The following is a 20,628-nucleotide window of genomic DNA, read 5'->3' as shown; positions in this document are numbered from 1 at the left end:
GCCGGCGCATCCGATAATCGTAATAACTAAATCGGCAGCGCCCCGGTTTCCTTCAGCGTCTCCAGCACGATCGCCGTCTTCACATGCTGCACGGATTCGTGCGGCAGGAGCACGCCGTTGACGAATTCTGACAGTGACTTCAGGTCGGGCGTCACCACTTTCAGGATGTAATCCATCTCGCCGGTCAGCGCGTGCGCCTCCTGCACTTCGGGCAGCCGCGCCAGAAGCTCGCCGAAGCGCCTGGCATTGTCGCGGTTGTGGGTGGCCAAAGTCACCGAGATGACGTTGACCAGCGAGAAACCGAGCTTGTCGCGGTCGAGCACCGCCCGATAGCCCTTGATATAGCCGTCCTCTTCCAGCCGCTGGCGGCGGCGCGAGCATTGCGACGCCGACAGGTTCACCCGCTCCGACAGATCGTTATTGGTCAGACGCGCGTCGCCCTGCAGAAGCGCCATTATCTTGCGGTCGAACTGATCGATACGCGTCTCATCCATGGCTTTTTATCCATTTGTGCACAAATCACGCATGATTTGATCATTTCAAGCGTTTGAATGCAAGCACCGTGCAGCCGCTTCGCGCTATGATTGCTCATGCGTGGCCCACCGCGGCCACCGCCAGTTTTGGAGCAATGCCATGGGTCCCTTCCCGCACGACGCACCGCCCGCAAAGATCAGCGCCGCCAACCCGGCCGGTACCGACGGTTTTGAATTTGTCGAGTTCGCGCATCCGGAGCCTGAAAAGCTCGCCGAGCTGTTCACCCGTATGGGCTATGTCGCGGTCGCTAGGCACCGCAGCAAGGCCATCACCATCTGGCGCCAGGGCGACATCAATTATGTCGTCAATGCCGAGCCCGGCTCACATGCGATGAAGTTCGTCGACAAGCATGGACCTTGCGCGGCCTCGATGGCCTGGCGGGTGGTCGATGCCAAGCATGCCTTCGACCATGCCGTCGCCAAGGGTGCTGTGCCCTATGAAGGCGCCGACAAGGCGCTGGATGTGCCGGCCATATCAGGCATTGGCGGCTCGCTGCTCTATTTCGTCGAGAGCTACGGCAAGAAGGGCTCGGCCTATGATGCCGAGTTCGAGTGGCTGGGCGCGCGCGATCCGCGGCCGGAAGGTGTCGGCTTCTATTATCTCGACCACCTCACCCACAATGTCTATCGCGGCCAGATGGACAAATGGTGGGCGTTCTACCGTGAGCTGTTCGGCTTCAAGCAGATCCATTTCTTCGATATTGACGGCAAGATCACCGGCCTGGTCAGCCGCGCCATCACCTCGCCTTGCGGCAAGATCCGCATTCCGCTCAACGAATCCAAGGACGAGACCAGCCAGATCGCCGAGTACCTCAAGAAGTACAATGGCGAAGGCATCCAGCACATCGCGGTGGGCACCGACGAGATCTACGGCGCCACCGACCGGCTGGCGGCCAACGGGCTGAAGTTCATGCCTGGCCCGCCGGAAACCTACTACGACATGTCCTATAACAGGGTGAACGGCCATGACGAGCCGATCGAGCGGATGAAGAAGCACGGCATCCTGATCGATGGCGAGGGCGTGGTCGACGGTGGCATGACCAAGATCCTGCTGCAGATCTTTTCCAAAACCGTGATCGGGCCGATCTTCTTCGAGTTCATCCAGAGGAAGGGCGACGAAGGTTTTGGCGAAGGCAATTTCCGCGCTTTGTTCGAGTCGATCGAGCAGGACCAGATCAAGCGTGGCGTGATCAAGGTGGACGGCAAGGCGGCGTAACGCCAAAAATCGTCAGCGTTGAACTGCCCCTCACCTGCCTGCCGGCATCCTCTCCCCGTATAGTGACGGGGAGAGGGGCGCTGTCATCGATGATTTCGCTAATCTCCAGCGTCGCAAGAAGGGCGCCGAGGCTGCGGTCAGCCCTTTCTCCCCGTTTATGGGGAGAAATGCCCGGCAGGGCAATGAGGGGCGGCGCCGATATTGGGAATTTGCAGATCACAATCCCAGCCGCTCCATCTCCTCCCGCCTCACCTTAAAGTCATAATCCAGCAGAAACTCATCCAACTGCGGCGGCGCGACCGATGTTCCGGAGAGCATCGCGTGCACCTGGCCGCGATGATGGATGTCGTGCAGGAAGACGTGGGCGAGGATATCGCCGATCTTTTCCGGGATCATGCCGGCCTCGCGCCGGTCGGTGATGACGCGGCGGTCGAGATCGGCCTGCGAGAGCCTCTCGCAAAAGGCGATCAGGCGCCGGTCGGAGGCGACTTGCGCGGCGAACAGCGGCTCTGGCCTATCGAACAGCACGTAGTTGTCATAGGCGGCCGCGCCGACGCCACCCTCCTCCAGGAAATCGAGATAGAGATGATCGACCGCGAGGATGTGGTTGAGCGTCGCCTTGATCGAGGGAAAAAAGCTGGTGCGTTCGGCTTCGAATTCGCCGGGCTTGAGCTGCAGCACGGCGCGATAGAGCCGGTCGTTCGACCAGAGATTGTTGCCGGCCATGCGGCGCAGATGATCGAGCAGGTTCATGATTTCATGCGGCCGACCGCGCCAGATACAAGCCTGCCCACATGACTGCGAAGCCGGCGAGAACGATCAGTAAAAGCCGGTTCATCCGCCGCCGCATGGCTTGTGTTTCCTCATCCCGTGCCACATTCGTGTTGGTGATGGTGTGGAACATCATCGCCTTGCGCGGGAAGCCGCTTCGGTTGGTCAGATCAGGCGAGCGCGCCTCGATGCGGTAGCTCAGCCGGATCGCCAGGATGAAGACCAGCAGAATCCCAAGCGCCCAGACACCGCAAAGAAGATAGAACGTCTCACCTATCATTGGCTTACCCCTCGTATTTTTCGACCTTCTGTTCGATGGCGCCGAAGATCGAGTTGCCGCCTCTGCTCTTCATCTCGATACGCACCGTATCGCCAAAGCGCAGGAAAGGCGTTTTGGGTTCGCCTGATTCAATGGTCTCGATCATGCGCAGTTCGGCGATGCAGGAATAGCCGGCGCCGCCCGCCGAGACCGGTTTTCCCGGTCCGCCATCGAGCTTGTTGGAGACGGTGCCGGAGCCGATGATGGTACCGGCAACCAGCGGCCGTGTCCGGGCGGCATGGACGATCAGCGCCGGAAAATCGAAAGTCATATCGACGCCGGCATTGGCCCGGCCGAACGGCTTGCCGTTGAGATCGGCGAGCAACGGCAGCGTGACCTTGCCGCCATCCCAGGCGTCGCCGAGTTCATCCGGCGTCACCGCTACCGGCGAAAAAGCCGAAGACGGCTTTGACTGGAAGAAGCCGAAGCCTTTCGCCAGCTCCGGCCCGGTCAGCGCGCGCAATGTGACGTCATTGACCAGCATGAGCAGCCGGATCGCGGCGCGCGCCTGTTCGATACTGGCGCCCATCGGCACGTCGTCGACAATGACTGCGACCTCCGCCTCAATGTCGATGCCGAAGGCTTCGTCGGCCATGCGGATCGGGTCGCGCGGCGCGATGAAGGAGTCCGAGCCGCCCTGGTAGATCAGCGGGTCGGTCCAGAAACTCGCCGGCATTTCCACGCCACGCGCTTTTCGCACCAGTTCGACGTGGTTCACATAGGCCGAGCCGTCGGCCCATTGATAGGCGCGCGGCAGCGGCGAATGGGCGTCGTGCTCGTGAAAGCGCACGGAGGGCACCGCATTGTTTTCCAGCGATTCCGCGATCGTCGCCAGATGCGGCGAAATCCTGCGCCAATCGTCGAGTGCCGCCTGCAGCGTGCGCGCCAGGAACGAGGCGTCGGTGAAACGCGTCAGGTCGCGCGAGACGACGACGAGTTTTCCGTCGCGCGTCCCGTCCTTCAATGTGGCAAGCTTCATGCGGTTTCCTCTCCTCGTGCAGCTTTGGCGCTGCTTAACCCCACAACAAGGCCGTCGCGGGCGATCGTCAAGTCGCCGGCCCATGTTTTCCTGACAGCGGTGGTCCAATCTGCCTCGCCGATCTCGGCATCGTCGGCCGGAATGAGGTGATTGAGCACCAATCTCTTCACGCCGGCATCGCTGGCGATGCGCCCGGCCTCCTCGGCAAAACTATGGCTTGCAAGCAGATGTTCTTTCAGCCGCGCGCCGTTGCCGGTCTTGGCGACCAGGCGCTCGATGCCTTGTTCCAGCATGGCTTCGTGGACGAGGATGTCGGCGCCCTTGGCGAATCCGGCCAGCGGCGGAAAGAACGCGGTGTCGGCGGAAAAGACGACGCTTTGGCCCGCATGGTCGAAGCGCAAGGCAAAGCAGTCGGTGACCGGCGGATGGTCGACGCGCAGCGCCGAAACCTTGAGCCCGCGCTCGTCCAACACCTCGCCTTCGCCGAATTCGACGATCGAAACCATCTCCCTGATATCGGGCCGGCCTTCGTCGACGATGCGGATGTCGATGTCGAATTCCATCGCTTGGGCAAAGCGCTGCCAGTAGTGCCCGGTGCCGGGCGGCCCAAACACCGTCACCAGCGTCGCCAGCCCCGCCGTCCAGGCGGTGTGGATCAACGGCCCGAGTTCCAGCACATGGTCGGAATGCAGATGCGTGATGAAGATCAGGTCAAGCGCCTTCAGGCTGACGCCGTCATCGGCCAGCCCGCGCGTCACGCCCAGCCCGCAATCGACGACGATGCTGCGGCCGCCGATTTCCAGCAGCGACGAACTCGGCCACGGCCCGCCCGGCCGGATCGCCGGGCCGCCCTTCGAGCCGAGAAGCACCAGCCGATCGCGCCGCAGATCGGCGCTCAAGACCAGTCGCCCTCGGGCGTGCCGTTAAAACGCTTCTTCAGGTCGGCCCAGCAGTCGATGTAATTGTCCTGGCGGGTTTCCAGCTCGGCGCCGTAGCGGGTCAGCATCTGCGGGTAGCGGGTCTCGAACATGAAGGCCATGGTGTTGTCGAGCTTGACCGGTTTCAACTCGACTTTCGAGGCCTTTTCGAAACCTGAGGCATCCGGCCCATGCGCCAGCATCAGATTGTGGAGGCTGATGCCACCGGGAACGAAGCCTTCTTCCTTGGCGTCATACTGGCCATGGATCAGGCCCATGAACTCGCTCATGATGTTGCGGTGGTACCAGGGCGGCCGGAACGTGTCTTCGGCCACCAGCCAGCGCGGCGGGAAGATGACGAAGTCGATGTTGGCGGTGCCCTCCTCGCCGCTCGGCGCCGTCAGCACGGTGAAGATCGACGGATCGGGGTGGTCGAACAGCAGCGCGCCGACCGGCGAAAAGGTCGCCAGATCATATTTGTAAGGGGCATAGTTGCCGTGCCAGGCGACGACGTCGAGCGGCGAATGGCCGATCTCGGTGACGTGGAAATTGCCGCACCATTTTACGATAAGCCGGCACGGCGTTTCCTTCTCCTCGAACCAGGCGCAAGGCGTCTTGAAATCGCGTGGATTGGCGAGGCAATTTGCGCCGATCGGGCCGCGGTCGGGCAGCGTCAGCTTGGCGCCGTAGTTCTCGCAGACATAGCCGCGCACTTCGGCGTCGACCAGTTCGACCTTGAAGACGAGGCCGCGCGGCAGCACGGCGATCTCGCCAGGCCTGAGCTCGATGACGCCCATCTCGGTGACGAAGCGCAACGCTCCCACCTGCGGCACGATCAGCAACTCGCCATCAGCGTTGAAGAAATGGTCGTCGACCATCGAGCGGTTGGCGACATAGACATGCGCCGCCATGCCGCTTTGCCCGAGCACGTCACCGGCGGTGGTGATCGAGCGCATGCCGGCGATGAAGTCGGTTGGCTCCTTCGGCATCGGCACCGGGTTCCAGCGGTATTGGCCGAGCGCCAGTTCGTGGTCGCCGACATTGGGGGCGGTTTTCCACAAGGGATAGTTCGCCGCTTTGAAACGGCCGGTGTGTTTTACGCTCGGCCGGATCCGGTAGAGCCAGGAGCGCTCATTGGTGCCGCGCGGCGCGGTGAAGGGCGAGCCGGAAAGCTGTTCAGCATAGAGGCCATAGGCCGGCCGCTGCGGCGAATTCCGTCCTTGCGGCAGCGAGCCGGGCAGCGTTTCGGTTTCGAAATCGTTGCCGAACCCCGGCATGTAGGAAAAGGCCACGGTATCCTCCCGGGTTGACCAAACTGGTTTCATTTGTAACCATCGAAAATGTAACCATCAATGGCGACTTTGAAAAATGGCAACCAAGGGCGAAGCTTCCGACGAGCCTGAAGTTCTCAATCTGGAGAACTTCCTGCCCTACCGGCTCTATCGGCTTGCCGACGCCGTCAGCCGCGAATTCTCCCGGATCTACAAGGACAGCCACGGCTTGACCCGGCCCGAATGGCGAACCCTTTCCGGGCTCGGCCAGCGCGGCACCATGACCGCGACGGCTCTCGGCGAGCAGTCAGCCATGCACAAGACCAAGGTCTCGCGCGCCATAGCGGAGCTTGAGCGGCGGCGATGGCTGACGCGCAGGCCTGATGAGTACGACCGCCGCGTCGAACATCTGACGCTGACCAAAGCGGGACTGGCCGCCTATCGCGAGATGGTGCCGCTGGCGAAGGCGTTCGAGCGGGATTTGCTGGCGAGGCTGGGTGCGGAGGAACGCACGGCGATTGTAAGTGGGGTGGCGGCGCTGGAAGGGGCTTTGGAAGAAAAGTAGGCGGAAAGGCTGGCGGGACAGCGCCCCCCTCTGTCCTGCCGGACATCTCCCCCACTTGGGGGGAGATCGGACGTGGCGAGGCTTTCGCCAATCGCCAACGTTGGAGAATGAGCGACGCGCCGAAACAGCCAATCTCCCCACCTGTGGGGGAGATGTCCGGCAGGACAGAGGGGGGCGCGAAGGAACTCTACGTCTCTGTCGGCGCGCCTACCAGTCCATCACCACTTTCCCCGAACTGCCGCTCCGCATCGCGTCAAACCCGGTCTGAAAATCATCAATCCCGATGCGGTGGGTGATCAGGCCGGTCACGTCGAGCGGGCCTTGCACCAGAGCGATCATCTTGTACCAGGTCTCGAACATCTCGCGCCCGTAAATGCCCTTGAGATGCAGCATCTTGAAGATGACCTTGTTCCAGTCGATCTCGAAGCCGGTCGGCGCGATGCCTAAAATGGCGATCTTGCCGCCATTGTTCATGGTGTCGATCATGTCGCGGAAGGCGGGTGCGGCGCCCGACATTTCCAGGCCGACGTCAAAGCCCTCGGTCATGCCGAGCGCCGGCATGACGTCGCGCAGCCTTTCCTTGGAGGCATCGACGACATGCTGGACGCCGAGCTTTTTGGCCAGCGCCAGCCGCACCGGGTTGATGTCGGTGATGACGACCTTTCGCGCGCCGACGCACTGCGCCACCAGCGCGCCCATAATGCCGATCGGCCCGGCGCCGGTGACCAGTACGTCCTCGCCGACCAGATCGAAGGACAATGCCGTGTGGACGGCATTGCCCAGGGGATCGAAGATCGCGGCGATCTCGTCCGGCACATTGTCGGGGATCGGCACGACATTGTGCTGCGGGATCGCCAGATACTCGCCAAAGGCGCCGGGACGGTTGACGCCGACTCCGAGCGTGTTGCGGCAGAGATGCCCTCGCCCGGCGCGGCAGTTGCGGCAATGGCCGCAGACGATGTGGCCTTCGCCGGAAACGCGCTGGCCAACCTTGTACTCGGTCACCGCGGCGCCGAAATCGGCGACCGTGCCAACGAATTCATGGCCGGTGACCATCGGTACCGGCACCGTTTTCTGCGCCCACTGGTCCCAATTGTAGATGTGGACGTCGGTGCCGCAGATCGCGGTCTTTTTCACCTTGATCAGCACGTCGTTGGGGCCGATCTCCGGCACCGGCACCTCTTCCATCCATATGCCCGGTTCGGCCTTGGCCTTGACCAGCGCCTTCATCATGTTCGACATGCTTCTGTCCCTTGAATCTCTTGATCCGGAATCGCTTTTCGATTTCGGCCTTTCAGGAAATGACCCCCAACTCGCGCCCGACGGCGGCAAACGCTTCGACCGCGCGGTCAATGTCGGCGCCGGAGTGCGCCGCCGACATCTGCGTGCGGATGCGCGCCTGGCCCTTCGGCACCACCGGGAAGGAAAAGCCGATGACATAGATGCCGCGCTTCAGCATGCGCGTCGCCATCTCCTGCGCCAGCGTCGCGTCACCCAGCATCACCGGGATGATCGGATGATCGGCGCCAGCCAGCGTAAAGCCGAGCTTGCCCATGCTGGAACGGAACCGGGCGGCATTGTCGTAGAGCTTCTTGCGCAAACCATCACCGTCCTTGACCAATTCGAACACCTTGATCGAGGCGCCGGCGATCGCCGGCATCAGCGTGTTGGAGAAGAGATAGGGCCGCGAACGCTGGCGCAGCCAGTCGACCACCTGGCTTTTGCCTGAGGTGTAGCCGCCGGACGCGCCGCCCAATGCCTTGCCGAGCGTGCCGGTGATGATGTCGACCCTGCCCTCGACGCCGCAATGCTCGGCCGAGCCGCGGCCGTTTTTCCCGACGAAGCCGACGGCGTGGCTGTCGTCGACCATGACCATCGCCCCGTATTTGTCGGCGAGATCGCACACGCCCTTCAGATTGGCGATGATGCCGTCCATGGAAAACACGCCGTCGGTGGCGATCAGCCGGAAACGGCAGTCCTTCGCCTCCTTCAGCCGCGCTTCCAGATCGGCCATGTCGTTGTTTGCGTAGCGAAAGCGTTTTGCCTTCGACAGCCGCACGCCGTCGATGATCGAGGCGTGGTTCAGCGCATCGGAGATGATCGCGTCCTCTTCACCGAGCAGCGTTTCGAACAGGCCGCCATTGGCGTCGAAGCAGGAGCCGTAGAGGATGGTGTCGTCCATGCCGAGGAAAGAGGAAATCGTCGATTCGAGCTGCTTGTGCTCTTCCTGCGTGCCGCAGATGAAGCGCACCGACGCCATGCCGTAGCCGTAGCGGTCGAGCGCTTGCTTGGCGGCATTGCGCAAATCGGCGCTGTCGGCGAGGCCGAGATAGTTGTTGGCGCAGAAGTTCAGCACCTTGTCGCCGCCGACCTCGATCTCGGCCGACTGTGTCGAGGTGATCACCCGCTCGGATTTGTAGAGCCCGGCCGATTTCAGCCCAGCGAGCTCGCTGTCGATATGGGAGAGGAATGAAGCGGTCATGATCGGGCCCTTTTGAGAGTGCGCAGGACTGTCGCCCCGCCGGTGCGAAAAATCCATCGCAAAAGCGACCGCTTCGGTGGCACGGCCAAAGCTCAACCGCAACGCGAAGCAACCACATGGCCAGCATTCTGGGGTAGCATAGGGCCAAATGCAGCACAGCCGTGAAAGCACATGATAACCATTTCGGCAGCTTTCCTCGACAGCTTCGCTGGCCAGCGCGGCGGCTTCCGTACCTGTTAACCCTTTCACGTCAATGGTTTTCTCGCCAGGAACCTATGGCAGGAATCCGTTGACCGGAGGGTCACCCAGAAATGTCGCAGCAGCCAGTGCATAGCGTTTCGCGCAAGCTGATTATGGTGATCAAGAGCGGCTACTGGCTGGCGCTGATTATCATTGCGGCCATGGTGATGGCCTCTTTCATCCTGCTGCAGCAGATGATGGCGGCCCAGCAGCATAACCATACGCTGCTCGATATCGTCAGCACCGAGAAGGCGCTCTCGCAACGCATCGTCTTCCTTGCCAGCGCAACAGGCGCCGCCTCACGCGACAAGCAGCCGGCGCTGGTTAGCGCGCTCAAGCAGGCGACCGTGGAGTTCGAGACGAATTACGATCTCCTGCTCGAACAGACGGGGGCCGACCCGCTGTCGCCGGCACGGTCCGATCCAAAATCGATCGAGAACGTGCTCTACACCAAGCCGTTTCACCTCGATTATTTCTCGGTCGGGCTCATCGCCAATAGCCAACGGCTGATCTCGTCGTTTGAATCCCAGCTCACCTTGGCCAGCAATGGCGGCTACAAGGGCGGCGGCGAGCGCGTCAATCTCGACGCCTCCGTCGCCAACGCGACGCTGTCCGGCTATGCGGCCCTTGGCCAGCGTATCAGCGCCTATGCCGACGAGCGGTCGGAAAAGCTTCTCGATCTCCACCGCACGCTGTTCTACTCCACCATTGGCGTCATCGTGCTGGTGGCACTGTTCATCTTCCGGCCGATGTCGAAAGCCATCCTGCGCAAGACGCATGAACTGGTCGATGCACGCAATTCGATGGCCTTCATCGCCGTGCATGACGGGCTGACCGGCCTGCACAACCGCACCTTCCTGACCGATCATTTCGAGACACTGATCAAGGGCGCGCATCGACGGCGCGAGCGCCTGGCCGTGATCCAGCTCGACCTCGACCGGTTCAAGCAGATCAACGACACGCTCGGCCACGCAGCCGGCGACTATGTGCTGGTCGTCACCGCGCAACGGATGCGAGACGCCTGTCGGGCTTCGGATCTGTGCGCGCGTCTCGGCGGCGACGAGTTCGTGATGATCCTCAATGGCGCCGGCGGCACCGAAGACATCAACATGGTCGCCAGGCGCATCCTGGAGCAGATCAACGAGCCGATCACCTTTCAGGGCACGACCATCCTCCCGGGCGCCAGCGCCGGCATTGCGGTCTATCCGATCGACGCCGACAATGCGCAGGATTTGCTCGTCCACGCCGACCTGGCGCTTTATTCGGCCAAGAAGCTCGGTGGTGGCAGCTTCTCTTTCTTCTCCGAGGAATTGCGGCGCGAGCTCGACTATCGCAAGCAGCTCGAGCACGACATCAAGGTCGCCATTTCGGAGAGTGCCTTCCAGGTCTATTTCCAGCCACAGGTTTCGCTGACCGACGGCACGATCAGCGGCATCGAGGCGCTGGTGCGCTGGAAGCATGCCGAACGCGGCATGATCGCACCGGGCGAATTCATTCCGGTCGCCGAAAAATGCGGCTTCATGCCGGAGATAGGCCGCATCGTCATCGCCAAGGCGATCAACGAGGCAGCCGAATGGGACCGTGCCGGCATTGCTTTCGGGCGTCTTGCCGTCAACGTCTCCGGCACCGAACTGCGTGAGCCCGATTTCGACCGGTTCCTGTTCGCCACGCTGGAGAAGGCAGGGCTGGCACCGCAGAAACTGTCGCTCGAAATCGTCGAATCCGTCATTCTCGACGACGAGAAGACCGGGATCGCGGCGAAGCTGCGGCACATCCGTGCGGCCGGCGTCCACCTCGAACTCGACGATTTCGGCACCGGCTACGCCTCGCTCAGCCACGTCAACCCGAACGAGATCGACCGGCTGAAGATCGACCGCCGCTTCGTCCAGAACATCAACGAGAACGGCGACAACACCAAGATCGTGCGCGCCATCACCGAACTTGCGCGCGGCCTCGGCATCTCGATTGTCGCCGAGGGTGCGGAAACCGAAGCCGAGCTCGATTCGCTGATGGCGATCGGCTGCGACCAGGTGCAGGGCTATTCCATCGCCTTCCCGATGCCGCAGGACAAGGCGCGCGAATGGCTGGTGGCCCGCGCCCCGAAAAAAAAGGCCAAGCTGAAGGTGCTGCAGGGCAGCCTGGCTTAGGGTGTATTGATAATCAGGTGAGGCCGGCCTGCAAATAGCCGACACCTGCGCTTCCGGTGCTCACGTACTGCAGTACGCTCCGCTCCGGTTCTCGGCATCGGCCATTTTCGGCTCGGCCTGACCTGAATCTCAACCCACCCTGGAGCATAGCGCGGGTCATTTCGCCTGCGCGACGTTGGCCCGAAGTGCTGCCAGCATCTCGGCGAATTCCGCCAGCCGGTCCTCCGGCAATCCCGCCCGCAGTCGCTTGTCGAAAGCGAGCGCGGCCGTCCGCAGCCTCTCGAACATCGCCTCTCCGGCCGCGGTCAGTTCGACCAGATGAACCCGTCGGTTCGCAGGATCGCGGCGCCGTAGCAGCAGGCCTTGCGTCTCCATCGCGTTGAGATGGTGGGTCAGTGTGGCGCCCTGGATGCCGATCATGCCGGCCAGCTCGCGCTGGTTGGCCAGTTCCCGCGACTTGACCGAAAGCAGAGTGAGCCAGACCGGCAGCGTGCCGCCGGCCTCGACCAAGGCAGCGTCGAAGGCCTGGGCGACAAGCTTGGCGGTGCGGCCGAGATTCATGCCGACTGGCGGGCGGTCAAAAGGCGTCATGAGCAGACACTAGAACAATGGATATGCGGATGGAACTGGCCCGGTCACAAACATTGACATCTAATCATTAGATATCTAACTTTGTGGTCTGCAGCAGGTAAAAGAGGAATGCGGTCATGCAATATGTCTATATCGTCGTTCTCGGTCTTCATGTCATGGCCGGCGTGTTCTGGGCCGGCACGACCATCACGCTGGCCCGCGACCCCGACATAAGGGCAGAGCGCTTCATCCAGCCGCAAATGGGCGCGGCCGGCATGGTTTTCCTGACCGGCGCGCTGCTCTGGTACTTCTTCCATGGCGCGTATTTCGGTTCGATGGAGCGGGTGCTGGCGCTGGGCATCGTCACCGCCTTTGCGGCCGCCGGCGTTCTCAGCGCCCTGGTTCGCCCCGCCAGCCGGCAGCTTGCCGGCGCGGATGCGGCGACTGAAGCGCAGCTGCGCACGAGAATGGCCAGGGGCGAACGCATTGCCGCCGGGCTGCTGGCCATCACCGTGCTCTGCATGGCGGTGGCCAGGATGTTTTGAGCGGCCCTGCCGCAGTCGCATCTCACAGGATCGTACGCTGCCGGCGACACGCCGGTGACGTGCGCGGCGCGCAGACCGGACCGACGTGCCTGATGGCTCTCCGTACGGCGGTTCGGCTGCGCGCCACCAAATTCGGACGGCAAAGGACACGATCTCGTTGTGTCGCACGAGGCATTGGCAACGTGCCCTAAAGCACCTCGACCGAACCGCCGCGCCAATGTTCCCAGCGCAGCTTGATATATGTGCGCAAGTTCGGCGCGATTCGAAAACCTTTCAGCTTGGCGTCCTGCAGCGCGGCCGCCCACGCCTGCGTCTGGTAAAGGCTGCCATAGGTCTCTATCGTCATGGCCAGACTCTCACGGCCCAAGCGCCTGGCCAGTATGGCACAGGCCTCGATCCGCGATTCTATCGATTGGCCGTATTTGGGAGCAAATGCCATTCCCCCGTCCGCCATGTCATCGACCTCGTGGGCAAGCCGCAGAAACAGGATGTCCTCGTCACCCGCCGGCACACCTTCCGTCACAAGGCGCTCTGGGTCTCCGGTGTCGAACTTCATTGCGTCGACCCGTGCCACAAGATTTTCCACTGTCGGTCCGATCTTTTGCTGCAGCCACTTCCGGTGCGTATCGCTGCGCCGGCTGGATCTGCCGTCCGGATATTGTGCGCTGTCATAGGCGGCGTGAAACATTGCCGCGATGACAAGATCGAGGTCTCTATCGAAATGCGCGACCGATGAAGCAGCACCCACCGCATGGCAGATGAAAGGCCGCGCCGTCTTGCGGTAGCGGCCGTTGAACATGGCGCAACCGACACGGTAAGCGTTCTGGACGCGGAGGATATCGGCGAGCGCGTGCCCAAGCTCGTGCAACTGCATATAAAGCGCGGTGTTGGTCTGGCGCGGCACGAACAGTTCTTCTTTGGTCAAATTGGCCCCCCGACTTCGTTTGACGTGCCGTCAACTTCTCGCTGCGGAAGCGATCGGCGTCGGGATTCCTGTACAGACTTTCAGTAGAATTGTGTCTGCTCTTCCCGCCTAGATCAGCCGGATCGCGGAAAGTTACCAATATGACCGGACAAGTCCAGTCCAAGCGGGGCGTTGCCCGCGAGCGGACGCTCAGATCCTGAGACCGAACCTGATGCCGTCATAGATCGCGGCGTGGATGTTGCGCGAGGCGACCGCGTCGCCGATGCGGAAAAGCACAAAACCGCCTTCCGCATTGCGCGCCGGAAAAATGTCGCCGCCATTGACCAGCCGCTCGTAGTCCACCGCGCCGCCGTTCTTCGACAGCGGCTTCAGCGTCAGATAAAGATCGTCGAGCGGCAGCGTGCCGTGCTCGACCACCACCTGGTCGACCCGCCGCTCGCCGCGCCAGCCATCGGCGAAGTCGGAGGCCAGCTCCGCCACCAGTTGATTGCCCTCGCGCCGCACCGAACGCAGGCGCGTATTGATGGTGACGGTGACGCCCTTTTCCTGGAATGCGCGCATATAGGGCACATGGTTCATGCCGCCCATTTCCGGCGCAAAGAAACGCTCGGGCGAAACCAGTTCCAGCTTGGCGCCGCTGTTGGCGATCAGTTCGGCCGCGCCCATGCCCTGATGGCCGCCATTGTCGTCATAGAGCAGCACGTTCTCGGCCGGCTTGACGCTGCCGGCCATGATGTCCCAACTCGACGTGACGAGATTGTCGCCCGCCGCCAGCGGCGGGTTCTGCGGCAAGCCGCCGGTGGCAACCACCACCACGTCGGGCGACAGCGCCAGCACTTCGTCCTTCTCGGCCCAGGTGTCATAGCGGATCTCGACCCCGAGCCGCTCAAGTTCGGCCAGCCGCCAGTCGATGATGCCGATCAGTTCCTTGCGGCGCGGGTTCTGCGTCGCCAGCCGAACCTGGCCGCCGGCCTGGCTCGACGCTTCCAGCACCGTGACCTGATGCCCGCGCTCGGCCGCGACACGCGCCGCCTCCAGCCCGCCGGCACCAGCGCCGACAACGATCACCTTGCGTTTTGGTCCTTCGGTCTTGGCGATGATGTGCGGAATCTCGGCCTCGCGCCCGGTCGCAGCATTGTGGATGCACAGCGCCTCGCCGCCCTCATAGATGCGGTCGAGGCAATAGGTGGCGCCGACACAGGGGCGGATCTCGTGCTCGCGGCCCTCCATCACCTTTTTGATAATATGCGGATCGGCGATATGGGCGCGGGTCATGCCGACCATGTCAAGCTTGCCGGTGGCGATGGCATGGCGTGCGGTGGCGACGTCGGAAATGCGCGCCGCATGGAAGGTCGGGAACTTCGTCGCCGCCCTTACCTCGCCGGCAAAATCGAGATGCGGCGATGAGCGCATGCCGGTCACCGGGATGACCCTGGTCAGCGCCGCATCGGTCTCGATCGAGCCGCGAATGATGTTGAGGAAATCGACCTTGCCGGAGCCGGCCAGACGCTTGGCGATGCCGACGCCCTCCTCTTTCGACAGGCCCTTCTCAAAATCCTCGTCGGCGACCATGCGGATGCCGACGACGAACTTGTCGCCGACCGCCGCCCGCACCGCGTCGAGCACCATGCCGGTAAAGCGCAGCCGATTGTCGAGCGAGCCGCCGAAATCATCGTCGCGCTGGTTGGTGGCCGGTGACCAGAAGCCGTCCATCAGATGGCCGTAGGCCTCGAACTCGATGCCGTCGAGGCCGGCCGCCTGGCAGCGCTGGGCAGCCGAAGCGTAGTCGGCGACGATGCGTTCGATGTCCCAGTCCTCGATGGTCTTCGGGAAGGCGCGATGCGCCGGCTCGCGCACCGGCGACGCTGACAGCACCGGCAGCCAGTCGGCCTTGTTCCAGCCGGTGCGGCGACCGAGATGGGTGATCTGGATCATCACCTTGCAATCATGCTCGTGGCAGGCATCCGCCAGCTCGGCGAGCCACGGCACGATGCGGTCATCATAGACATGCAGATTGCCGAAGGCGGCCGGGCTGTCGCGCGAGACGATGGCCGAACCGGCGGTCATGGTCAGCGCCATGCCGCCTTTGGCCTTTTCGGCGTGGTAGAGCCGGTAGCGCTCCTTCGGCATACCGTCCTCGGAATAGGCCGGCTCGTGGCTGGTCGACATCACCCGGTTCTTCAGCGTCAGATGTTTGAGCTGATAAGGTTGGAGAAGCGGATCGTTGCTGGCCATCGTCTTCCTGTCGTTTCAAATTGTGCGGAAGCAGCGTGCTGCTCCCGCTTCTATTTCACGCATCGGATTTTTCCGAAAACCGCTGCGCACTTTTCGGTCCGATGCTAATGAGCGGCAAAATCCAAGGAACCCCGCCCATGATCGATACCAAAACCCTCACCCAGCTCGGCGCCCATGTCGAGCCGCCACAGAGCCCAGAAACAGCGGTCCTGGAGACCGTGCCGTTTTCGCGTGGCGATGGCCCGCCGGCCATCGTGCGCTTCGTCTGCCCGGAATTCACCTCGCTGTGCCCGGTCACCGGCCAGCCGGATTTCGCCCATATCGTCATCGACTACGCACCCGATACGGCTCTGGTGGAATCGAAGTCGCTCAAGCTGTTCATGACCTCATTTCGCAACCATGGCGCCTTCCATGAAGAATGCACCGTCATGATCGGCCGCCGCATAGTGGCAGCTACCAAGCCCTTGTGGTTGCGCATAGGCGGCTATTGGTATCCGCGCGGCGGCATTCCGATCGACGTGTTCTGGCAGACCGGCGCGCCGCCAGAAGGCTCCTGGCTGCCCGATACCGGTGTCGCGCCCTATCGCGGGCGTGGATGAGCAAGGACGTCTGGACGATCGAAATTGCATCAGTTCAGCGGCAGCCGCTTGTAGCGGCCGGGGTGGTTCGGATCGCTGAAATGGTGCATCGGGCCGTGCTCGGCGAAATGCGCGGCCCAGCGTTTCATCGCCGCGGGGTCGAGTTCGACGCCCAGCCCGTGGCCTTCCGGCACGCGCACCGTGTTGTTGGTCTGCCGGAACGGACCATCCTTGATGACGTCGCCGATCTGCCAGGCAAACAGCGACTGCGATGCCTCGGTAATCCACTGCGTCGCCGCCACGACATGCAGATAGGCTGACGTCATGATGCCGAGATCGTTCGAGTAGCACCAGAACCCCTTGCCCATCGCCTCGCAGGCGGCGATGAATTTCAGGGTTTTGGACAGGCCGCCGAGGGCGGCGAAATTGCAGACGAAATAGTCCGGCGCACCCAGCGCAACGGCCCGCCTGAGATCGGGAGTGTGCGTCGAAAACGGAATGCGCGAGTGCTGGCGAAGTGCGGCCATCTCCTCGAAGGTGGCGACCGGATCCTCATAGTTGCGGATGTTGAACGGCTCGATTTCACGCAGCACCCAGCGCGCCGTGGTCAGCGACCATTGCATGTTGGAATCGAGCTTGATCTGCGCCTTTTCGCCCAGCGCCTCACGCAGCATGCGCACGGCCCTGATTTCGAGCTGGGGATCGCCCATGATCAGCTTGCCCTCGAAGATCGTCGAGCCATGCTCCTCGCGCATCTTGAGGCAATAGTCGACGATGGCTTCCGGCGTCATCTGGCCGCCGGCCCCGTCCTGCTCGGGGCGAAAGGCGAAATATTCCGAGAACGGAATGTCCTTGCGTACCGCGCCGCCAAGCAGCTTGTAGAGCGGCATGCCGAAGACCTTGCCCCTGATGTCCCACAGCGCCAGTTCGACGGAACCGAACGCCACGGAGGCGGCATTCTCGCCAGTGTTGGCGGTGATCTGCCAGGGCGGCACGCAGCGTGCCTCGCAATCGGCGATGTCGAGCGGATCGGCACCAATCAGCGCCGGCGCGATCTCGGCCTTGATCACCTCGCCGAAGTGCCACCACGGCGCCTCGCCGAGGCCAACCACGCCTTCGTCGGTCTCGACCTCGATGATCGACTTCGAGGCGCCGCCATAGAGGCCGGCCGTCCACCAGAACGGCGCGTCGAGCGGGACATTGACATGGGTGACGCGGATGTTGGTGATCTTCATGGGTTCCCTATTCGCACTGATATTGGCTGAGCGCCCATTCGCCGGTCACCGACAACAGGTCTGATATCTTCCAGTCGCCGTCGACCTTTTTGAACTTCCATTCCAGCCGATGCGGATTGCCTGACACAACGAAGGCGACGATGACCTTGGCCTGGTCGCCATTGACCGCTTCAATCGTCCTCAGGCTCTTGTCGATCTCGGCCTTGTCGTAGTCCGCATTGTCGAGAGCCATGTTGGGGTCGAGGCACTCGCCCTGCCCCGATTTGCGCAGCGCGTCGCTCTTGTCGAGCACGGTCTTCGCCGGGTCGACGAAGTGGCTGCGCTGTGCCGGATCGATCTCCAGCCCGACCTGATCGTAAAATGGCCTGACCACCGCCGTCGGCGATCCCGGCTGGATCGGCACTGGCGCACTGTCGGCTGGTGGGGCTGCGAGCGGTGGCGTTGCTGGTTCCGACGCACCGCCTGGCGCGTTGGCCGGGGGTGCCCCAAGCAGGCCCTGAGCAGCGGCGGCGCTCACCATCGGCAGGCACACAGTCGCAAGGACCAGAAGACGGCAACGAAGCATGACGTCACTCCGGTGCCTTGTCGGGCATGCATTCCAGCGCGCTCAGCGTCCAGTTGCTGGTCTTCGAGGTGATGTCGGCGACCTTCCACTTGCCGTCGACCTTCTTCAGAGACCACAGCATTTCGCGCTTGGAATCGTCGCCTTCCGCGAAAAGGCTGAACGTTGCGGTGACTTCGGCGGTATCGCCGCTGACGGCCTCGGCGAGCTTAAGTGTCTTCGCCACGGTCTTCTGGTCGAAGTCCTGTGCGTCGAGACCTGGATCGAAATCGATGCAGGCGACCTCGTCAGGCTTGTTCTTCTGCGCCTGGTCGTTGAGATCGAAGAGTTTCGTCACCGGTTCGGTGAAGCGGTCGCGATACTTGGCATCGGCCTCGAATTTCACTTCGGGCACATAGAAGAATTTCACGACGTTGGACGCCGGGCCCGCCAGGGCGACGGCGGGCACGGCAAGGGAAAAGACAGCGGCCAGCACAATCGGTCTCATCGAGGATCTCCGGGCGTTCAGCGGCAAAAATGGCAAGGTCGACACCACGCACCTTGCATATCGGCTTTTTTGCAGCTGATGAAGTCCCGAAGCGCCAACCCCAGGTGTCCCGCCAGACGTTCTGGAGGTCCGCAATTCCCAACAATACTGGCCAGATACAATCGCCGCGAACATCACAGGATCCTCAGCCGCCGAAAGTCGCGACAGGCGCTTTGAGTTGGGAGCGCTCGGGCTTGACACCGAGCCCTGGCATCTGCGGGACGCGTATATGCCCGTTTTCGATGACGATGGGATTCACGGGATCGGTATGCCCTTCAATGTACTCCTGCGCGATCCAGGCACCCTCAAAACGTCCCGGCTCGACGGTCGCGGCGAGGTGCACGCATGCCGCGGCGATGACGTCCCCTCCCCAGGTATCGTCGCAGCTGTGCGGAAGCGATCGTATCGCACACAGGTCGCGGACCGTTGCCATCTTGGTGAGGCCGCCAAGCCGGGTGACCTTCAATCCGAATCCGTCCGCGATACCTGAAGACACTGCCCGCAGGACAGCATTCAAATCCTCGGTATTCTCATCGAGATAGACCGGATGGGTAAGGCGTCCCTTGAGGCTCGCGACTTCCTCCAAGGTGTTGCAGGGCTGTTCAAACACGAACGGGATTGCCTGGCAAAGCCGGTCGATGTGCAGCGCCGCCACGGTGGTGAGGCCGCGATTGGCGTCGACCGCTATCCGGGCCTTGAAGCCAACCGCTTCCCATACCTTGTGCACGGTGGCGACGTCCTGTTCGAGATCCCGTCCGCCTATCTTGATCTGAAGCCGAGGGTAACCGGCCTTGACCTTGTCGGCGGCAATACGTGCCGTCTCATCCGGTGCTCCGACAATGGTCGAGTAGTAGGAGGGCACACGATCGGTGAGCGCTCCGCCCAGAAGTGTTGAAACCGGAACGCCCAGCCGCTGGCCAGCGAGGTCGAAGAGAGCTATGTCCAAGGCCGCCTTGGCATAGTTGTGACCATTCAGCCGCTCGTCCATTCTTTTCGCGAGGCGGCGCATGGATGTGGTGTCCTCGCCGACGAGGCCGGGCGCCATTTCTGCAATTGCCGCCCTCGCACCCAGAGCATGTTGGGGCTGATAGACAGGGCCGACCGGGCAAGTCTCACCCCAACCTGACAGTCCGTCCTCGGTGGTCACTTCAACGAGCGTGCTGTCCAGATCCCGCACGGTATCGCTGGCCATCCGGTAGGCACCGCCTTTGACCGGCAGAAGCATCTGATAGACCTTGATCGACTCGATGCGCATACGGGCCTCAGCCGCCTCCAGGCCAAGCGATTGCGGCCATCTGGCCATCCTCGTGCATGACGGTGCTGGATCGCACTGCCGTGCTCAAGCCCGCACGTTGTGCTTGCGCTTCATGTAGTCCTTGGCGGTTTCGACCGCCACGGCCGCGTCGCGGCAATAGGCATCGGCGCCGACGGCCTTGCCGAATTCCTCGTTGAGCGGCGCGCCGCCAACCAGCACGACATAGTCGTCGCGAATGCCCTTTTCCTTCATCGTGTCGATGACGACTTTCATGTAGGGCATGGTGGTGGTCAGCAGCGCCGACATGCCGATGATGTCAGGCTGGTGTTGCTCGATCGCATCGAGATACTTCTCGACCGCATTGTTGATGCCGAGGTCGATGACGTCGAAGCCCGCACCCTCCATCATCATGCCGACGAGGTTCTTGCCGATGTCGTGGATGTCGCCCTTGACGGTGCCGATCACCATCTTGCCCTGCTTCGGCGCTCCGGTGGCGGCAAGCAGCGGCCGCAGGATGAACATGCCGGCCTTCATCGCGTTGGCGGACAACAGCACTTCGGGGACGAACAGGATGCCGTCGCGAAAATCCTCGCCAACGATGCGCATGCCTTCGACCAGTGCCTCGGTCAGCACCTTGTAGGGCACCCAGCCGCGCTCGAGCAGGATGTTGGTGCCTTCCTCGATCTCTTCCTTCAACCCGTCATAGAGGTCGTCGTGCATCTGCTGCACCAACTCGTCGTCGGAAAGCTCGGAAAGG

At 62.4% G+C, this 20,628-nt stretch carries 21 protein-coding genes; 5 read left to right on the top strand and 16 right to left on the bottom strand.

What is annotated here, in order from left to right; genetic code table 11:
• Positions 1-26: 26 nt before the first annotated feature.
• Positions 27-494 (bottom strand): Lrp/AsnC family transcriptional regulator, encoded by a 468-nt coding sequence (locus AC1DX6_RS30435; RefSeq protein ID WP_477242734.1) that lies wholly within the window; start codon positions 492-494, stop codon positions 27-29.
• 139 nt (positions 495-633) lie between these two features.
• Here AC1DX6_RS30435 and hppD point away from each other — a divergent pair, with 139 nt between their 5' ends.
• Positions 634-1,749, top strand: a complete 1,116-nt coding sequence (gene hppD / locus AC1DX6_RS30430) for a 4-hydroxyphenylpyruvate dioxygenase (protein WP_477320279.1) — start codon at positions 634-636, stop codon at positions 1,747-1,749.
• Between the two features lie 216 nt (positions 1,750-1,965).
• Here hppD and AC1DX6_RS30425 read toward each other — a convergent pair whose 3' ends face one another.
• From AC1DX6_RS30425 to hmgA, 5 genes are read right to left on the bottom strand one after another with little or no spacing between them, the layout of a single operon-like run.
• The gene (locus tag AC1DX6_RS30425; RefSeq protein WP_477320277.1) at positions 1,966-2,502 is read right to left on the bottom strand and encodes a DinB family protein; all 537 of its coding nucleotides are present in this window, start codon (positions 2,500-2,502) and stop codon (positions 1,966-1,968) included.
• Between the two features lie 4 nt (positions 2,503-2,506).
• A complete protein-coding gene (locus tag AC1DX6_RS30420) occupies positions 2,507-2,800 on the bottom strand; it encodes a hypothetical protein (protein WP_477320275.1) in 294 nt (97 codons plus the stop codon).
• Positions 2,801-2,804: 4 nt separating this feature from the next.
• A complete protein-coding gene (locus tag AC1DX6_RS30415; RefSeq protein ID WP_477320273.1) occupies positions 2,805-3,818 on the bottom strand; it encodes a fumarylacetoacetate hydrolase family protein in 1,014 nt (337 codons plus the stop codon).
• Complete coding sequence (locus AC1DX6_RS30410) at positions 3,815-4,717, bottom strand: MBL fold metallo-hydrolase (protein ID WP_477320271.1); 903 nt, start codon at positions 4,715-4,717, stop codon at positions 3,815-3,817. The genes AC1DX6_RS30415 and AC1DX6_RS30410 overlap by 4 nt, the downstream gene beginning before the upstream one ends.
• Positions 4,714-6,027: a homogentisate 1,2-dioxygenase gene (gene hmgA / locus AC1DX6_RS30405; RefSeq protein ID WP_477320269.1), complete on the bottom strand. Its 1,314-nt coding sequence runs from the start codon at positions 6,025-6,027 to the stop codon at positions 4,714-4,716. The genes AC1DX6_RS30410 and hmgA overlap by 4 nt, the downstream gene beginning before the upstream one ends.
• A gap of 76 nt (positions 6,028-6,103) precedes the next feature.
• Between hmgA and AC1DX6_RS30400 the strand changes: the two genes are divergently transcribed.
• Entirely contained in the window at positions 6,104-6,571 is a 468-nt protein-coding gene (locus AC1DX6_RS30400; RefSeq protein WP_477320267.1) for a MarR family winged helix-turn-helix transcriptional regulator, read from the top strand.
• A gap of 207 nt (positions 6,572-6,778) precedes the next feature.
• On the opposite strand, the gene tdh is transcribed toward AC1DX6_RS30400, so the two are convergent.
• Together tdh and AC1DX6_RS30390 are read right to left on the bottom strand one after the other, a co-directional pair.
• On the bottom strand, positions 6,779-7,813 hold the full coding sequence (tdh, locus tag AC1DX6_RS30395) for an L-threonine 3-dehydrogenase (RefSeq protein WP_477320265.1): 1,035 nt from the start codon (positions 7,811-7,813) through the stop codon (positions 6,779-6,781).
• A gap of 52 nt (positions 7,814-7,865) precedes the next feature.
• Positions 7,866-9,053, bottom strand: coding sequence for a glycine C-acetyltransferase (locus AC1DX6_RS30390; RefSeq protein WP_477320263.1), 1,188 nt, complete (start codon positions 9,051-9,053; stop codon positions 7,866-7,868).
• A 311-nt stretch (positions 9,054-9,364) separates the two neighbouring features.
• On the opposite strand from AC1DX6_RS30390, the gene AC1DX6_RS30385 reads away from it, so the two are divergent.
• Positions 9,365-11,440 carry a putative bifunctional diguanylate cyclase/phosphodiesterase gene (locus tag AC1DX6_RS30385; RefSeq protein ID WP_477320261.1) on the top strand — a complete coding sequence of 692 codons (2,076 nt, stop codon included), beginning with the start codon at positions 9,365-9,367 and terminating at the stop codon, positions 11,438-11,440.
• A gap of 156 nt (positions 11,441-11,596) precedes the next feature.
• Here the strand turns inward: AC1DX6_RS30385 and AC1DX6_RS30380 are convergent, their stop codons facing one another.
• A complete protein-coding gene (locus AC1DX6_RS30380; protein ID WP_477320259.1) occupies positions 11,597-12,031 on the bottom strand; it encodes a MarR family winged helix-turn-helix transcriptional regulator in 435 nt (144 codons plus the stop codon).
• A gap of 116 nt (positions 12,032-12,147) precedes the next feature.
• Between AC1DX6_RS30380 and AC1DX6_RS30375 the strand changes: the two genes are divergently transcribed.
• A complete protein-coding gene (locus AC1DX6_RS30375; RefSeq protein WP_477320257.1) occupies positions 12,148-12,555 on the top strand; it encodes a hypothetical protein in 408 nt (135 codons plus the stop codon).
• Between the two features lie 187 nt (positions 12,556-12,742).
• On the opposite strand, the gene AC1DX6_RS30370 is transcribed toward AC1DX6_RS30375, so the two are convergent.
• Positions 12,743-13,480, bottom strand: coding sequence for a hypothetical protein (locus AC1DX6_RS30370; RefSeq protein ID WP_477320255.1), 738 nt, complete (start codon positions 13,478-13,480; stop codon positions 12,743-12,745).
• Between the two features lie 189 nt (positions 13,481-13,669).
• A complete protein-coding gene (locus AC1DX6_RS30365; RefSeq protein WP_477320253.1) occupies positions 13,670-15,715 on the bottom strand; it encodes an oxidoreductase in 2,046 nt (681 codons plus the stop codon).
• A gap of 137 nt (positions 15,716-15,852) precedes the next feature.
• Between AC1DX6_RS30365 and queF the strand changes: the two genes are divergently transcribed.
• Positions 15,853-16,314, top strand: a complete 462-nt coding sequence (gene queF, locus AC1DX6_RS30360; RefSeq protein ID WP_477320251.1) for a preQ(1) synthase — start codon at positions 15,853-15,855, stop codon at positions 16,312-16,314.
• Between the two features lie 29 nt (positions 16,315-16,343).
• On the opposite strand, the gene AC1DX6_RS30355 is transcribed toward queF, so the two are convergent.
• The 5 genes from AC1DX6_RS30355 to AC1DX6_RS30335 all read right to left on the bottom strand — a co-directional run.
• Positions 16,344-17,528, bottom strand: coding sequence for a mandelate racemase/muconate lactonizing enzyme family protein (locus AC1DX6_RS30355; protein ID WP_477320249.1), 1,185 nt, complete (start codon positions 17,526-17,528; stop codon positions 16,344-16,346).
• A 7-nt stretch (positions 17,529-17,535) separates the two neighbouring features.
• Positions 17,536-18,093 (bottom strand): hypothetical protein, encoded by a 558-nt coding sequence (locus AC1DX6_RS30350; protein WP_477320247.1) that lies wholly within the window; start codon positions 18,091-18,093, stop codon positions 17,536-17,538.
• A gap of 4 nt (positions 18,094-18,097) precedes the next feature.
• A complete protein-coding gene (locus AC1DX6_RS30345; protein ID WP_477320245.1) occupies positions 18,098-18,577 on the bottom strand; it encodes a DUF3828 domain-containing protein in 480 nt (159 codons plus the stop codon).
• Between the two features lie 184 nt (positions 18,578-18,761).
• Positions 18,762-19,871: a mandelate racemase/muconate lactonizing enzyme family protein gene (locus AC1DX6_RS30340; RefSeq protein WP_477320243.1), complete on the bottom strand. Its 1,110-nt coding sequence runs from the start codon at positions 19,869-19,871 to the stop codon at positions 18,762-18,764.
• 84 nt (positions 19,872-19,955) lie between these two features.
• Positions 19,956-20,628: corrinoid protein (locus tag AC1DX6_RS30335; RefSeq protein ID WP_477320241.1), on the bottom strand; the 673-nt coding region annotated here is incomplete at its 5' end.

It is taken from the genome of Mesorhizobium sp. P2_C4 (assembly GCF_056404575.1).
The sequence above is the reverse complement of the archived record's forward strand: the minus strand, read 5'-3'. Positions and strand labels throughout refer to the sequence as shown.